Annotated in this window: 11 protein-coding genes and 1 pseudogene; 8 read left to right on the forward strand and 4 right to left on the reverse strand. The window is 58.9% G+C overall.

Annotation, left to right across the window (positions count from 1 at the left end; translation table 11 throughout):
- Positions 1–20: 20 nt before the first annotated feature.
- The 3 genes from SM765_RS04105 to SM765_RS04115 all read left to right on the forward strand — a co-directional run bounded on the left by SM765_RS04105 (position 21) and on the right by SM765_RS04115 (position 4,103).
- Complete coding sequence (locus SM765_RS04105; RefSeq protein ID WP_274837400.1) at positions 21–1,208, forward strand: polysaccharide biosynthesis/export family protein; 1,188 nt, start codon at positions 21–23, stop codon at positions 1,206–1,208.
- Positions 1,205–2,713, forward strand: coding sequence for a GumC family protein (locus SM765_RS04110; protein WP_274837399.1), 1,509 nt, complete (start codon positions 1,205–1,207; stop codon positions 2,711–2,713). Before SM765_RS04105 ends, SM765_RS04110 begins: the two co-directional genes overlap by 4 nt.
- A gap of 172 nt (positions 2,714–2,885) precedes the next feature.
- Positions 2,886–4,103, forward strand: a complete 1,218-nt coding sequence (locus SM765_RS04115; protein ID WP_274841267.1) for an O-antigen ligase family protein — start codon at positions 2,886–2,888, stop codon at positions 4,101–4,103.
- Positions 4,104–4,240: 137 nt separating this feature from the next.
- On the opposite strand, the gene SM765_RS04120 is transcribed toward SM765_RS04115, so the two are convergent.
- Positions 4,241–4,402 carry a hypothetical protein gene (locus SM765_RS04120; RefSeq protein ID WP_274837397.1) on the reverse strand — a complete coding sequence of 54 codons (162 nt, stop codon included), beginning with the start codon at positions 4,400–4,402 and terminating at the stop codon, positions 4,241–4,243.
- A 124-nt stretch (positions 4,403–4,526) separates the two neighbouring features.
- Here SM765_RS04120 and SM765_RS04125 point away from each other — a divergent pair.
- The 3 genes and pseudogenes from SM765_RS04125 to SM765_RS04135 form a co-directional block, all read left to right on the forward strand.
- A pseudogene (locus tag SM765_RS04125) lies at positions 4,527–4,739 on the forward strand (transposase); the annotation flags it as partial.
- A 341-nt stretch (positions 4,740–5,080) separates the two neighbouring features.
- Entirely contained in the window at positions 5,081–5,674 is a 594-nt protein-coding gene (locus tag SM765_RS04130; protein ID WP_274837396.1) for a helix-turn-helix transcriptional regulator, read from the forward strand.
- A 233-nt stretch (positions 5,675–5,907) separates the two neighbouring features.
- Positions 5,908–6,171, forward strand: coding sequence for a hypothetical protein (locus SM765_RS04135; protein WP_065271174.1), 264 nt, complete (start codon positions 5,908–5,910; stop codon positions 6,169–6,171).
- 123 nt (positions 6,172–6,294) lie between these two features.
- Here the strand turns inward: SM765_RS04135 and SM765_RS04140 are convergent, their stop codons facing one another.
- Genes SM765_RS04140 through SM765_RS04150 form a run of 3 tightly spaced genes read right to left on the reverse strand, consistent with a single transcriptional unit; the run spans position 6,295 to position 9,604 of the window.
- The gene (locus tag SM765_RS04140) at positions 6,295–7,530 is read right to left on the reverse strand and encodes an ABC transporter permease (RefSeq protein WP_274832758.1); all 1,236 of its coding nucleotides are present in this window, start codon (positions 7,528–7,530) and stop codon (positions 6,295–6,297) included.
- Positions 7,527–8,261, reverse strand: a complete 735-nt coding sequence (locus SM765_RS04145; protein WP_274837395.1) for an ABC transporter ATP-binding protein — start codon at positions 8,259–8,261, stop codon at positions 7,527–7,529. The genes SM765_RS04140 and SM765_RS04145 overlap by 4 nt, the downstream gene beginning before the upstream one ends.
- Positions 8,258–9,604, reverse strand: a complete 1,347-nt coding sequence (locus SM765_RS04150; protein ID WP_368981416.1) for an efflux RND transporter periplasmic adaptor subunit — start codon at positions 9,602–9,604, stop codon at positions 8,258–8,260. Before SM765_RS04150 ends, SM765_RS04145 begins: the two co-directional genes overlap by 4 nt.
- Before the next feature lie 1,080 nt (positions 9,605–10,684).
- Between SM765_RS04150 and SM765_RS04155 the strand changes: the two genes are divergently transcribed.
- Positions 10,685–11,833: an efflux RND transporter periplasmic adaptor subunit gene (locus SM765_RS04155; RefSeq protein ID WP_274837393.1), complete on the forward strand. Its 1,149-nt coding sequence runs from the start codon at positions 10,685–10,687 to the stop codon at positions 11,831–11,833.
- Between the two features lie 12 nt (positions 11,834–11,845).
- Positions 11,846–14,959: an efflux RND transporter permease subunit gene (locus tag SM765_RS04160; protein WP_274837392.1), complete on the forward strand. Its 3,114-nt coding sequence runs from the start codon at positions 11,846–11,848 to the stop codon at positions 14,957–14,959.
- The last annotated feature ends 547 nt before the right edge of the window (positions 14,960–15,506 follow it).

Raw genomic sequence — 15,506 nt, forward strand, 5'->3', positions numbered from 1 at the left:
TTGCAGCTGTCCTCTCCCTCATGGCGCTGTTGCTGACGGCACTCCCGATCGCGGCCGATGACTATCGGCTGGCCCCGGGTGACGTGCTGCGCCTGCTTGTCGTGGGAGCGCCGGAACTGAATGTCGACGTGCCGATCGAAATGAGTGGCGCGGCCTGGTTCCCGCTGGTGGGACCGATCGCTGTAGGCGGGGGAACGCTTGACGACGTCCGCCGTAAGACCGCCGATGCCTATGCCGAGATGAGCCTGACCCGACGAGTCGCTCCTGGTGGCGGGTTGCCCCAGATCATCGAAACCAATCAGGTTCTTGTTACTGTGGCTTCTTACCGGCCGATCTATGTCTCGGGAGATGCCGGTGGCGCGCATGAAATCCCGTTCCGCGGCGGCATGACCCTGCACCACGTGATGACGCTGGCAAGCAGCGGACCGCCACGCGATACCCAGCGACCGGCCTCCAGCGACGAAATTGCGGCCGCCGTGACCGCGCTGGCCAATGAATACGCCCGGATATGGCGCCTGAAAACCTTCCTCGGGACCGACACGCCTCAGGATTACCAACGCATCTTTGTGGCCCATATCCCCGCGATCAACAGCATCGTCAGCGTCGAGCGGTCTATCCTCGAAGAAACCCGCGTGGCCATCGAGACGCAGAAACAACACTTGCAGGACGAAATCGAAAGGGTTCGCAAGCGCATCGGCGTCCTGAGTGAGCAAAAGCAGAACGAGGACAACGGCGCGGCGATGGACGAGAAGGATCTCGAAGACATCCGCGCGCTGCAGGAAAAGGGACTGGCGCCGATGTCGCGCGTTTCCGAGGTGCGCCGCGCCGCTCTGGTCACGGCGAGCCGGGCGTTGCAGATCGACGTCACCCTGGAAGAAGCCCGCGCCGAGGCGGCGAAGCTCTCAGCTGAAATCAGCGCCATCGACAGCGATGCGCGCATCACCGCCTGGAAGGACCTAGGCGAAGCCGTGGCCAGCGCCCAACAGCGGCAGGCCAACCTGGCGACCCTGACGGCAAGTGCCGGAGACCCGCTGCGGCAGCTTTACGGGATCAAACCAACGGCCACGGTGACCCGAAACGGCGTGACGCTCGCCCGGGCTCAGACCAAGCCTGCGATGGCCCTGATGCCAGGGGATATCGTCGAACTTCACGTCCTGCCCCCCGGCATGGCCGTGGAGCCCGGAAAGCAGGGGATAGAAACGCAATGAAAGGGTCACAACAAACCGAAGATCCGCTCGACAACTACTGGCTCTACGAGGCGCCCACCGCCGAATCTTTCATCAGGCTGGTGCGAAGGGTGCGCGGGGACGGAGAACAAAAAACTGAAGGCAGGGAAGCAATGGATGGCTCCGACTTACCAGACGATCCTCTCGAATTCGAATGGCAGGCAACTCCGCCGACCATCGCATCCTTTCTGGCGGCGGTTCGACGGCAAGCGAAGACACTGTTGATCTGCCTCGCTGCCGGTATTTTTCTGGCGCTGGCGATTATCGTCTTCTCCACGCCGATGTATGCAGCGCGTGTTTCGCTCTATCTCGGGTCCGCCACCGGGGGCGATCTGCGCTCCGAATTGGGAACGGCGATCGACCTCGACACCAACGCCGAACTGATCCGCTCAGACGAAACCACCGCTGCCGTGATCCGCGAACTCGATCTTGCGACGCTGCCGGAATTCGCACCTGAGGCCAGCACCCTTGCGGCGGTGGTCGACACGCTGAGGCAATGGGCCGGACGCGCCAGCCCAGACGAACCCGCTGATCCGATGCCGATGGTAATCGGCAAGGTCAGGAAGGGTCTGAGTGTCTCTCGCAAGGGGAATACGCGGCTCATCGAACTGCGTTACAGCTCGGTCTCGTCGGCGCTTTCGGCGGATATCGCCAATGCGTTTGCGCGCGCCCACCTGGCCGGGGCACTAGCCCGCGACGAAGAGGCAAAGGCGCAACGGATCGCCCAGCTGGAAACCCTTGCGGCACGCGCGCGGCAGAAGGCGGCCGAGGCCGACGGCAATGTCCGGTCTCTCCTGCGCGGAACCGGCAGGGTGGCCGCCGACCCACAGCAGATCCAACAGCAAACCTTCGCCCTGCGCCAGCAACTCTCGATGCTCGAGGCCAAGGCGGCAGCGCTGAAGACCAAGCTGTCGCTGATCGCGGCCTACGAACGCACGGGCGATACATCGGTCATCACCCTTGACAGCCCGGCTAGCCGACAGCTGCTTACCGAGCTCGCACAAGCCAGGGACCGGCTTGCCGGGATTCAGCAGCAGCCCGGCTCCCAGCCGCAATCCGTGTCTGCCATCACCGACAGCATCAAGACACTCGAAGCCAGTCTCAGACAGGAGGTTCGCCTCGCCGCCAGCGCGATTGAAGTGGAGCTTGAAACCACGGTGGCCGAACAGGAAAGCGTCAGCGACCAGATCCGTCAGCTGAACGCCTATGTCGCAAGCGAGACCTGGTCCGCGCTTCAGGCGGCGCGGCGTGACAAAATATTTTATGACGGCGCCTATCAGGAATACCTGAGCCAGCTCGAGACCACCCGCTACGCCCCGCAGAGTCATTCCGACCTGCGCATCGTCGCCGATGCCGTAGCTCCAACCCTGCCCAGTTCGCCGAACAAGATGGTGGTGCTGGCGATCTCTCTTACCCTGAGTATCTTCGTGGGAGTGGGTCTCGCGGGGATTTCCGAATGGAAGCGCAATGAACGTGCGCGGGTCTGATTGGCCGTCAGGCAGCGGCGCAGGGCCCTTTCCGGCAGGGCGGCCCCTCGCACTGGCGCGCCGATCGAGCGCAGCCCCTCTCCCTGCCTATGTGGCGTATCTTTATGTCGCGCTGCTTGCCGCCCCGGCGCTTGTCAGCCTTCCCGCCGGGGCGCCGCTGGCCCTTGGGGTGATGCTGGTCGGGCTACCGGTCTGGTTCGAGGCCGCCCGGGCGCGGCGCACGCCGTTCGATGTCGCGGCCACGCGCACCATTGCCATTGTTCTTGCCTGTGCCGGGTTTCTCATCGTCTGGTCGCTGCTGTCGACCTTCGGGGCCACCCAACCCTTACGGGCGAGCCGTTATCTGTCCACCCTCGTTTCCGGCTTTGCAATCTATCTCCTTGTCCGTAGCACGGTCACCCGGCAGCAAATCCTGCGTTACATTGACATCATTGCAGCTGCGCTGGCGGCGACCGCGCTGTTGAGCCTGATCGCTTATGACATCGCGCCGCTGCACCAGATGGTTTTCAAGGGAACCGACCGCGCCGCAGGGATGTTCAAGAACCCAAATCAGTTCGGCATGGCGATCTCCACCACGATCCCGGCCCTCATGGCGCTGCTTATGTCCGTGCGGCGGCGGCGCCCGTTCCGGATACTCTGCCTGTTCTTGATTTTGCTTGGGTTGCTGGCGTCGGGCTCCAAGACCAATCTGATGCTGGCCTGGGCGTCGATCCTGACGATGCTCTTGGCCTATGCCATCGTTGCATATTCCGGCGTCAGACGGATCGGCATGATGGCTCTATACCTTGTCGTCACCCTTGTGATGACGGGGCTTGGCATTCTCGCGCTCAACGTTCTCAACCCGCGCGCATTGGGGCTTCTGTCCCAGTTCCTCTACAGTCAGGAAGAGCTGGAATCCCTGATGACCCGGGGGTTCCTGTGGCGCTACAGTATCGACCAGTTTCTCGCCGATCCGTTCCTCGGCCAGGGAGCGAGCCAGCGCATCGATATTTTTTACCGTCAAGCCGACGTTTCCCACAGTCACAACCTGTTTCTGGACTACATGCGCACCCTTGGCGCGCCGGGCTTGCTGAGCGTCGCGATCATGATCGGCGCGGTGGTGACCCTCTGCCTGTGGTCAATCGTCGGAATGCTACGCGCGACACGGGGCACGACATCGGCCCGGATGATCTGCATCGGATTGTCGCTCAGCACCCTGGTCTATATCGCGGCGAACATGTCGAGCGATTCATTCGGCCCCTCGACAAGCCCCTATTTCTGGCTCTTCACCTACCTCGCTTTCGCTGCACGCCGACTTACAGGCTCATCGTCGCAAGATGATCTTGGGAGGTTCCCTGAAAGCGGGTCGAGTACCGAGCCTACGCTTCAGAAGCTCTTCGAAAACGACTGAGCACCGCCGGATTCTTCGCCTGATCAGCCTGGCGCGCCGGTCAGCTTGAACTTTCCTACAGCTGTCCCTGTACCGGGAGCAGGCCACGAGGTTTCGGGGGCGTAAAATCCAGGCCTGTGGGGAACGGAAGTTTTCTATCATTCCCGCGCTCTCTCAATATCGAGCTCCTCCTGTTCGACCTTCTGGGGCAAATCGGAACGACTGAACAGCTTCCGGCCCTGTTCCATCATTCGGTCAACAATCTTCGCACGTGTCTCGGTTTCATCAATCTTCCGCGCGCGGCGGAAGATGCCGGGCATCAGCCTATCCGATTGTAGAATTCTCCCCACGTTCCGACACCCAAAGGAGTGGCACAGTCCGCGACAGGTCCAGAGAGGAAAACGAGCACTTGGGGCGGCGCAGAAACGCGACAAGTCTACACGCAGCATTGCTGAAATGTGCTGCCCGGAGGGCATTGCTCTGAGCCTCTACTACAGTTGGTGCAATGAATTCCTCGAGGCTGGGAAGAAACGCCTGGCGGGCGACGCGGCGCGGGCGGCGATGTAGAGTGAGACCACGGATCTGCGAAGGGAGGCGGGTGATCTGGAAGAGGTCGTTGCCGAGCAGGCACCGGAGCTGCGTCTTCTGAAAAAGCGTATGGGTAGCTCGTCGAGTAGCAAAGGTCGCAGCCGACATGTCTCTGGCGGCTCCGGCCCTGCCCCTATTGCCCGGCCCCCTTGGGTCCGCCACTCGTGCCGCCATAGGGAAACTTGGCAGAAGGCTGGGTCAGTTTACACGAATCGCGGCTTGATTTATCGTTAAGATATCACAATACATCTCGGCCCCCTCGTTTCTCGTCCGCCTCCAATCGCAGGCGGTAGCGGATACTGGCTGGCCTGATGCAATCACACTGTGAGCAGTGGGTAAAAACCAGATTGCACGCTCGAGATGAGGCTGGGTCGAGCTGGATGAAACACTCCAGGCTTGGGACATGCGACATGAGTTTTATTTCGTTATCCCAGTGGATTACGCTTTTGGGTGACAAAAGCCACTGTATCATTTTTCTGAATGAAAATGGTGACGCGGTGTCATTTGATGAGGCTTGCGCCGAAGAGCCGCTGTGGCAAGTGATGCTGAATTGGCGGAATATCCATCTCTGTGACCCACACCAGAAAGCAAAACTCTCGCGGCTTGTTCAAGCCTCCCTGGATTTCGGTGAGCAGGGGAGTACCCCTTTGCCGCCCCCGGTCAAGCTGGAAACAGAGACGGGCCGCGTCCTTTACATTGATGCTGTGCCGGTGCCCATTCAGTTGCGCGAACAGCTAAATGGGGCGCATGCGTTGCTCTATATCCGGGAAGTCGCGCACGCCTCTGACTTTTTCAAAGAGTTCCTGCAGCAGGAGTATCACCTGACGCCTGCCGAAGCCTCGGTCACAATCCGGCTTGCAGCGGGTGCAAGCCTGAGAGCAGCATCCAAACAGCTGAATATATCGATTTGGACTGCACGCAGCCATCTACGCTCTATCTTCCAGAAAACCAACACCCACCGACAGGCAGAACTGGTGGCATTGTTAGCCCATGCCGATTACTAACGCGTTCGGATCGCCGGAATAATTTGGCCGAGCAGAGCAGTAACCTCTAGCCTTGAAACCCAGATGTGCCTGCCAGTCAGATACTGCGGCGGCTACCGCGGCCTGCGTCTGACGAGAACGCATACCCCATTCGAGTTAGAAAAATGCCGCGGATACTCACTCGGGTGAGCGATGTTGGCCTCCCGGAATTATGCAAATCTTGCGGCCTGTATTCACAAAACTGGGAGGTTATCATGAAACTTGTCACACTTATTGCGGCCGGGGCACTGGCACTTGGCACCTCAAGCATGGCATTTGCAGATACCGGCGGCCAACCCAATGCAAACGCCTATCCTGACGGAACCAAAACCAATGGCCGTAAAGCTTTGTGCGTTCCGCCAGGATCCGTTTTCCGGACCACAGCCAAAGACCCGGGTCCCAACAACGATCCGTTTGGCAACGGCAAAACTCCAGGCACCGAAGTCGGTGATCAGTGCAATGTGGGCCAACCCAGCTGACATTTACGTTTGAGCCTTTTGAACAAGAGCCCCTTTGGGGGCTCTTGCTGTATCCGGCGGCTGGGTTGCCTTCGGCCGCTCCCGTTGCTCCATGCAGCGCGCCCACCCTGCGTAGTTTGGTGCCTACTCAAATTTCAAGGCTGCGACCGGATCCATTTTGGATGCTTTGCGCGCCGGAAAATAACCAAATATCAAACCGACCACTGCTGAAACCGCCACCCCGCCAATGACGGATAGAGGGCTCAAAAAGACCGGCCAGCCAGCCAATTGCCCCACCAATACTGCAGCAGATGCACCGATCGCCAATCCAATCGCCCCGCCGAAGACACAGAGCAAGACAGCCTCCATCAGAAATTGCAGCTGCACATGCCCTGGGCTGGCACCTATTGCGATCCTCAAGCCGATTTCGCGGGTGCGCTCTGTCACAGACACCAGCATGATATTCATGATGCCGATCCCCCCCACGATCAGCGATACCGATGCAATGCCCGACAACAGCCAGCCTAACGCTCTCTTTACGGCATTTTCAGCCGCCATCATTGAGGCCGGGTCCGAAACCAGAAAGTCGTTGGCCGCCCCCGAACCAATCCTGTGCCTTTGCCGCAGGAGAGCCGTCATTCTCTTTTCTGCCACCGGAACCGCAGAGGAAGAGACCGCTTTTGCGAGAATATACTCAACCGAATTCCGGTGAACCGCATTGGAGCTGCCGATCAGCCTTTGCTTTGCTGTGCGGATAGGTACAAAAACAACCTGATCCTGCGCTCGCCCCCAACCCGAGGTGCCCTTTTCTGACAGCACACCAATCACTTCAAAGGGAACCGACAGTACGCGAATGACCTGCCCTATCGGGTCCGTGTCGCCAAAAAGCTGCTCGGCCGTCAATTGCCCCAGCACCGCAACTTTTCCCGCTCCGGATTGTTCTTGCTGGGAAAAATAGCGCCCCTGTTTCAAGGGCCATTCACGAATCGCGAAATAGCTGGAGGTGGTGCCGTTCACCGTTGTCCAGGTGTTCCGGTTTTTATGAACCGCAAGCACGTTGCCGCGAAGCGCAGGAGCGGTCAAAGCGATCTGTGCAATATTGGCCGCAATGGCCTCCGCGTCCTCCTCTGTCAGCCGCGAGACCGCACCGCGGCCGGTCTGCCCCGCTCCACGGCTGTTTCTGGGCGGTTCGATCATCAGAACATTCGCGCCCAGCGTTTTGATCTGCTCCGAAATCTGTCGCTGCGCCCCGGCTGCAAATGCGACCATAGAGACAACCGAAGCCACACCGACAATGACGCCAAGCATGGTCAGGAAACTGCGAAGCAGGTTCGCCTGAAGCGCCCGCAGAGCCACTTTGAAACATTCCAGCACGATCATCTCAGCACCAGAACCTCTGATGCAGCATCCGCAGCCCAAAGACGGTTTGGCACGGTTTCATCCGAGATGATCTCACCATCTGCCATCCGCAGGATGCGTTGCGCATGCCGGGCAACCCGTTCGTCATGCGTGACAACCACAACAGCGTGACCTGCACGGTTGATTGTCTGGAACAGGGCGAGGATCTGTCGGCCCTTTTGACTGTCCAAGGCCCCCGTTGGCTCATCAGCCAAGATCAGGCGCGGTTGGTTCACCAGGGCCCGCGCAATGGCAACGCGCTGCTGCTCTCCGCCAGAAAGCTGGTGCGGATAGTGGCCCTGCCGTTTGGCCAACCCCACATCCTCCAGCGCCTTCACTGCCCGCTTTCGGCGCTCCCCGGCCCGGATACTGGCGTAGATCATCGGCAGTTCGACATTCTCGACCGCAGAATGACGCGGCAGCAGGTTGTACGACTGAAACACAAACCCAAAGATCCTGTTCCTGATTTCAGCCCTGCGTGCGTCCGTCAGACCGCTGGCCCGGCGCCCCAGAATGTCGAGCGTCCCGGCGTCTTGCCGGTCAAGCAGACCGAGCAGATTCATCAAGGTGGTTTTCCCGGATCCGGACGGGCCCATGATGGCCACGAATTCCCCCGCGGTGACCGAGATGGAACAGTTCTTCAAAGCATCGATAGATGTTCCGCCGCTGCTATAGCTCCGCCCAAGATGCGCTGCTTTGATCAGCGTGGTCACAGCCTCGCTCCGATCCAATTCCCAAACAGCGACCGTTCATGCGGCTGTTCAATTTCGGCCCCGATAACAAGATCGCCTTCCTCGATCTCCTCCGAAGCAATAAGCGTATGGCTTGCATCGCTGTCCAACGGCACGACCGCCATCGGCTCAGGCTTGCCGAGGTCATCCAATCGCCAGATCACCGCAGTCGTTTCGGGTGTTCCCGAATAGGTGCTTGGGGTGTAACTCAGTACGTTGGTCGGAACTTTGAGCCCAGGTTCAGACCTTTTGATCGTTATTTTGACAAATGCTGTCATCCCAGGAAGAAGCAATTCTTCGGGGTTTTCAGTCTCAAGGACGACGGTATAGGTCACAATGTTCTGGATCACCTTGGCGGATTTTCTGATTTCGGTCACAACACCTGAAAACATCCGATCCGGGAAAGCATCGACAGTGAACCCAGCCGCCTGTCCGATGCGGATACGGCCAATATCGGTTTCATCCACGCTGACATAGACCACCATATTCCGGAGAGCCTTGGCGATCGTAAACAGGGTCGGCGCCTCCAGAGCCGCCGCAACGGTCTGCCCTTCCTCGATGCTGCGGTTTATGATCACCCCATCTATCGGCGCGCGTATGGTGGTGCGCTCCAGTTCAACCTCAGCCAGCTTTAACGCGGCCTGCCGCTGTGGAACATTTGCACGCGCACCCGCAAGTTCGGCTTGGTTTCTCGCAAAATCAGCGCGCGCGGTCTCAATCCTCTGCTCGTTGACGGCCATCAGGGCTTCGGCCTCCCGCAGGGCTGCGGATGCAGTCAGCACTGATGTGCGTTCATTGTCGATGTCCGCCTCTGAAACGGTCCCAGAACGGTGCAACCCTTCTTTTCGATCAAGATTGGACTGTGCCAAGAGCCACTCTGCCTTGGCTTTATCCACCCGAGCCTGATGAACACTCCGCTCCAATCCAATCGCGTCGATTTCTACTTTCGACCGCCTCAACGCCGCTTTGCGAACCTCAACTGCGGACAAGGCAATGCTGACAGCAGCTTCAGCCTCGGCGACCCGCGCTTCGAATCCCTGACGGTCAATCTGCGCCAGCGGCTGGCCGCTCTCTACGCTGTCATTAAAATCTGCAGTGACTTTGGTAATCCGCCCGGACACCTGAGAACTGATATCCACCGTAAAAAGGGCATCCACAGTACCGGTCGAAGACACAGTTTCCTCCAGCCGTCCAAATTCCACAGGGGCGGTCACATATGTGGGCTTTGCAGAAGGAGCGCTGAGATCCGATGCGAGGTACGCGAATGTTGCTCCTGCCACCAGCAAAACGGTAAGGAACCTGAGCATGATGGCCGATGGTGCCATTTTTTCGCAGAAATTTCAATTTTTATTGGAGCGCGGACTGGGCTAAGGCGCGCAGCAAACACACCACGCGACCGTCACCCGCTCCAGGAAAATACTGCACGATGCACGAATGGCAGCTCCGATGGGCTGCAACGCAGTATTAGGCGAGAAACTAAGTGGCCGGTTTGGTTCGGCCATTCCTGCCCTAACTCTCTGCAGGACCCGACGTGGCAAAGCCCGATATCTGCGCTCGGCGATCTCCAGTCCCCCCTTGTCTGGAAAAACACGGCCTAGGCCCCATAAAAAGTCACGATGTCCGGCCGGGGTTCCTTCAATTTGGAAGGCGTTCACGTAACGGCCTCATCCTTCGCTCTGGCCCATCGCTGTAAACGGCAGTTACAGGAAGGTGGCAATGAGAAAGGCACCGTTCTCCAATTTAAAATGCACTGGATCCCCCCCCCCCTCAAGTCCATCGCCCAACAACTTCAAGACGTGCGAAGAAACTGAAACCTGACGAATTTTTCGTGAAGTTTCGGCAAGGAATACCACGCATCGATGCGGTCAGAGAGATCGGTGTGACTGAGCAAAGCTATTACCCCCAAGCGCAAAGTGTGACGAAATGGGCACGGCACAACTCAAGGAAGTGTTCACTGCGCCCGGGTTTGTTAGGCGCAAAAACCGTCTTTAAAAAGTTTGACCTGCAGGGCACACAGGGAGGCATGAGCGTTCATAGCCGATGTTGATGCTGGTCCTGGCAAATGACCGCTTCGAGCCGGATCTGGCAAACCCCTCAGCGCGCCCTGGCCCGGTGTTTGATCGCTATCCGCGTTAGCTCTTGAAAAGTAATTCTCCACGCTAAGTCTGTTCGAAGCAGAACCGACGAACTCAGCCTGATGAGCTGCATAGTTTGTGCATTTTCAGTATGATACTGAGGTGTGCATTTTGTTGTGCAAAAACAAGCAACATCTCGACACCGGTAGGCTTCGGGACGGCTAGAATTTGCTTGCGGTTGCATGTTTTTTGTAGGCAGTTTTTCACAATGATACACACAACCCAATTTTCAGCGGCAACCACGCCGGTTCACCCAGCGCAGGAAACTCCATGAAGCTCATCAAGCAACTTTTTGTGGCGGCGCTGCTTGTATGCGGGGCGTTGTATTTCTGGGCTGCCTATGTGCCTGCGTCGCGCCCCTTGCTCGAACGCTGGGGCGTGCTGGACATCATTGAACAGGTTGCGCCCCTTCCCTCGGACGAAGCGTCAGAACCGGCTGCGAAACGTGGTCCGCGCGGGCCGGTTCGCGTGGTTGCGGGAGAGGTTTCGCAACAACCGATGAATGACCAGGTGCGCGCGATTGGGGACGGGCGGGCCATTCGATCCGTTACAGTGCGCGCCGAAGCGACGGGGCGCATCGTGTCGACGGGGTTTGTGGCCGGCGGATATGTGAGCAAGGGGGATGAGCTTTACCACCTTGAAGACGCAGCCGAAAAGATCGCAGTCGAACGGGCGCGATTGCAGGTGGAGGCTGCAAAGGAGGATGTCGACCGGCTCAAGCAGTTGCAGAAAACCGGCGCGGTAACAGCTGTGCGTTTCCGCGAGGCTGAACTGGAACTGCGCTCGGCGGAACTGGCGTTGGAGCAGGCCCGGTTTGACCTTGCACAGCGAACCATCGTCGCGCCGATCTCGGGATGGGCTGGTCTGTCGGAGATCGAGGTTGGCGACCGCATTTCCGTGCAGGATGTCCTGACGGTGATCACGGACCGCTCGCATATCCTGATCGATTTCCGGGTGCCTGAACGGGCGATCAGCCAATTGTCGCTTGGCATGCCGATGCAGGTCGTTCCCCTGGCGAACCCAGATCAGCAGCTTGTCGGGAAGATCAACGCGATCGACAATATCGTCGACCGGCACAGCCGCACCTTGCGGGTTCAGGGGCAGCTTGAAAACGAGGGCGATACGCTCAGAGCTGGGATGGCGTTCTCGGTCGCGCTTTCGTTTCCCGGCGAAATGGCCTTGGCAGTGGATCCGCTATCGGTGCAATGGTCTTCGGACGGGCCTTTCCTGTGGAAGATCGAAGACAGCAAGGCACAACGGGTCGCTGTGAAGATATTGCAGCGCAACAGTGGCTCTGTCCTGGTCGAAGGCGCGCTGAATGCCGGGGATGCCATCATCGTCGAAGGCGTTCAGAATATCCGGCCAGGGGCAGAGGTTGAAGCTGTCGAGGGCACAGAACCATCTGAGACCAACGGTTAAGGGAGTATCGTCGTGAGTATACTTGGCGAGACTCTGCATGGGCAGCATGGGACGGGCACCGTCTTGTTCGTCAAACGGCCGGTACTGGCCTTTGTGCTCAACGCATTGATCGTGATTGCCGGTGTGGCTGGCTTGTTCGGGGCCGAGATCCGCGAATTGCCGGATGTGGACCGCCCTGTCGTGACGGTGACCACCTATTTCCCGGGCGCGTCGTCGGAAACCGTTGATCAGGAGGTCACAAGCCGGATTGAAGGCGCGGTTGGGCGGGTTTCGGGGATCAGGACGATCTCGTCGCAATCTCGCTATGGCCGCAGCCGGGTCACGCTGGAATTTGAGGATAGTGTAGATCTGGATGTTGCCGCGACGGATGCCCGTGATGCGGTCAGCCGGATCGCCAATACCCTGCCAGAGGATGCCGAGACCCCCGGCATCGTAAAGGCCGACGCCAACGCGCAGCCTGTGGTCCGGGTGGCGGTGACCTCGGACAGCCGCTCGCCGCAGGAACTGACACAAATCGTGCATGACCGGGTGGAAGACCGGTTGATTTCGATACCGGGCGTTGCTGATTTGCAGATCTATGGGGATCGTGATCCGATATTCCGGGTTGATATCGACCAGTGGGAGCTTGCCAGCAGGGGGCTCAGCCTTGCGGATTTGCGCCGTGCGCTTGCGGATGTGGCCTATGATGCTCCGGCGGGCGATCTGAGCGGTATGCGCCAGTCGATCAATGTCCGCACAACGGCTTCTGTTTCGACACCTGAAGCCTTTGAAGCCTTGGAAATCCGCGACAATGTCAAACTGGGGGATGTGGCACGCGTTACCCTTGGCCCCGCGCCGAATGAAACCATCCTGCGCGCCAATGGCCAGACAGGGCTTGGCATCGGGGTGATCCGTCAGGCAACCAGCAATACGCTGGAAATCTCGGCAGCCGTGCACCAGGTGGTTGCAGAATTGAATGAAACCCTGCCGATAGGGGTGGATATATTCATCACCTCTGATGATGCGGTGTTCATCAATGGCTCGATCGAGGAGGTGCTCAAGACGCTGGGCCTGGCTATCGCAATTGTTGTTGCCGTGATCTTTCTCTTCCTGCGCAGCTTCCGTGCCACCCTCATTCCTGCACTGACACTTCCCGTCGCATTGGTCGGAACGCTGGCCGGGATCTATCTGGTCGGGTTCTCAGTCAACATCCTGACGCTTCTGGCGCTTGTTCTGGCAACGGGCATGGTGGTGGATGATGCCATCGTGGTTCTGGAAAACATCGTGCGGCGGCGCGCCGAGGGGATGGGCGCCCGCGCGGCTGCCGTTCTGGGGGTTCAGGAGGTGTTCTTTGCCGTGATCACCACGACGGCCACCCTCGCGGCTGTTTTCGTGCCCCTGTCGTTCCTTCCCGGACAGGCCGGGGGGCTTTTCCGCGAGTTCGGCTTTACACTGGCGATGTCCGTGACGCTGTCATCCGTTGTGGCGCTGACACTGTGCCCGGTGATGGCCAGCCGCCTGCTGGATGGCGTGCAGCTGAATAACAGCGAGCGCGGACCGATCACCTGGCTGGGCAACCGGCTTGCAGCGCTTTACGGAGCCACATTGCGGATGGCCTTGGGCGCTCCGGCCATTGTGGTTCTGGCGTCGCTGCTGTTCGCGGCAACTGCGCTTATGGTTGGCTCTGGTATCAAACAGGAGCTGACCCCGCCTGAAGACAGATCGCTTGTGCTGATGTCCATCACGGCACCTCAGGGGGTGTCGCTCGATTATACCATGGCAAAAATGAACGAGATCGAGCGCTCGCTGTCTCCCCTTCGCGAAACCGGCGAGCTGCGCAATGTCTTCTCGATTACGGGCTATAGCGCCGACAATCGGGGGTTCATGGTTGCCACGCTTGCACCATGGGAGGCGCGCAGCCGCGGTCAACAGGACATCGTCAACGATATTAACCGGGGGCTGTCTTCGATCATCGGAGTTCGGGTCTTCGTAATCCAGCGCAATTCCTTGGGAATTCGCGGCGCCGGACGCGGCTTGGCGTTTGCGATCACGGGCGACAACTACGACCAGCTGGCGGGCGTGGCCGAGCAACTGGTCGAGCAGATGCAGCAAAATCCCGACTTTGGCAGGGTTCGGCTTGAGTATGAAACGACGCAGCCACAGCTCTTTATCGAAATCGACCGCGCACGGGCATCGGACCTTGGCGTCGAAATCTCCGGGTTGGGGGATGCCTTGCGGGCCGTTCTGGACGGGCGAAGCGTGGGGTCGGTTTTCATCGATGACACCAGCTATGATATCCAGATGCTCTCGACCTCGATGCCGGTTGATGATCCTGGTGATCTCGAAAGCATCTTTGTACGTGCGTCCGATGGCCAGATGGTTCCCCTGTCGTCCTTTGTCCGGCTTGAGGAACGCGCCGTTGCTCCGGAACTCAGCCGCGAAGGAAAGAACCGCTCGGTCGAGATCGCGGCCAGCCTGACGCCGGAGCTTGCGCTGGGCGATGCCTTTGTCCAGGTGCAGGATCTGGCGGCGGATCTAATCACCGAAAACAACAGTGTCGTTCCGCTGGCCGAGGCCGCGACGCTGGATCAGACGAACTCGGGGATTGGCATTATTTTCGGCTTTGCGATCATCGTCGTTCTTTTGGTCCTTGCTGCGCAATTCGAAAGCTTCATTTCCGCCATCGTCGTCATGTCGACCGTGCCCTTCGGTCTGGCTTGTGCTGCTTTTGCCCTTGCCCTGACCGGGCTCAGCCTCAACGTTTACAGTCAGATCGGCCTTGTCATGTTGGTCGGGATTATGGCCAAGAACGGCATCCTGATCGTCGAGTTCGCGAACCAGTTGCGGGATCGCGGTGCGGATGTACATCAAGCAATCTATGATGCCTCGACTATACGCCTGCGTCCCGTCATGATGACCATGACGTCAACGGTTCTCGGGGGGATACCGCTAATTTTTTCAACCGGGGCGGGCGCCGAGGCGCGCGAAGCCTTGGGGTGGGTGATCGTCGGTGGTTTGGGGCTCGCAACCCTGTCGACGCTTTTTCTGACCCCGGCGGCCTATTTGCTGCTGGCGCGGTTCTCGACCCCCAAGGCCGAGGAGGAGGCACGGTTGCATCGCGAACTGCGCGAAGCGAATGCCAATTGAAATCAAGGGCTGTGAAGCCAGCGATGGTCCGAGCTGATTGAGAGTGACGCTGGATTTTGTTGATGGGGTGGATGCTCCCTCCTTCTGTGATGCCAACAACAAAGCCGTTCGGAACACGAAACCTCCGCGCTAAATCTTCCGCAGCTTTCCGACCTTAAAAAGTCGAGGCATCAACTCCGCCGACTTCAGTGAATTCCAGCCCAGGCGAGAGCGTCAACCGTTGGCCAGCCCCCGGCGTACCGAGGAATTTAGACGCGACAGAATCTTTCCTGACTTGCTTACCTTTTTGAGAACTTCAGATCGCAATTTCTCGAGGGATGTTGAAACAGGAACCGAAGCAACTGAAAACCACACGATAATGCCGAGCGCTAGGGCGCCCCCCCACTCGCCAAGATCTCAGTTTGGCAACCACGCCAGCTATTAACAGAAACGAACACAGCCCTGCCAATGCAGATAGCCGCAGCATAGCACCAATCGTCACTCGAAGTTAACCTAAGCGCCTGTTTTTCAATACGTTTCCTTCCACACCCCCACCACATGATGGAAC

The organism is Pseudophaeobacter sp. 1A09344 (assembly GCF_041008745.1).
Lineage (GTDB): Bacteria > Pseudomonadota > Alphaproteobacteria > Rhodobacterales > Rhodobacteraceae > Phycobacter > Phycobacter gallaeciensis_A.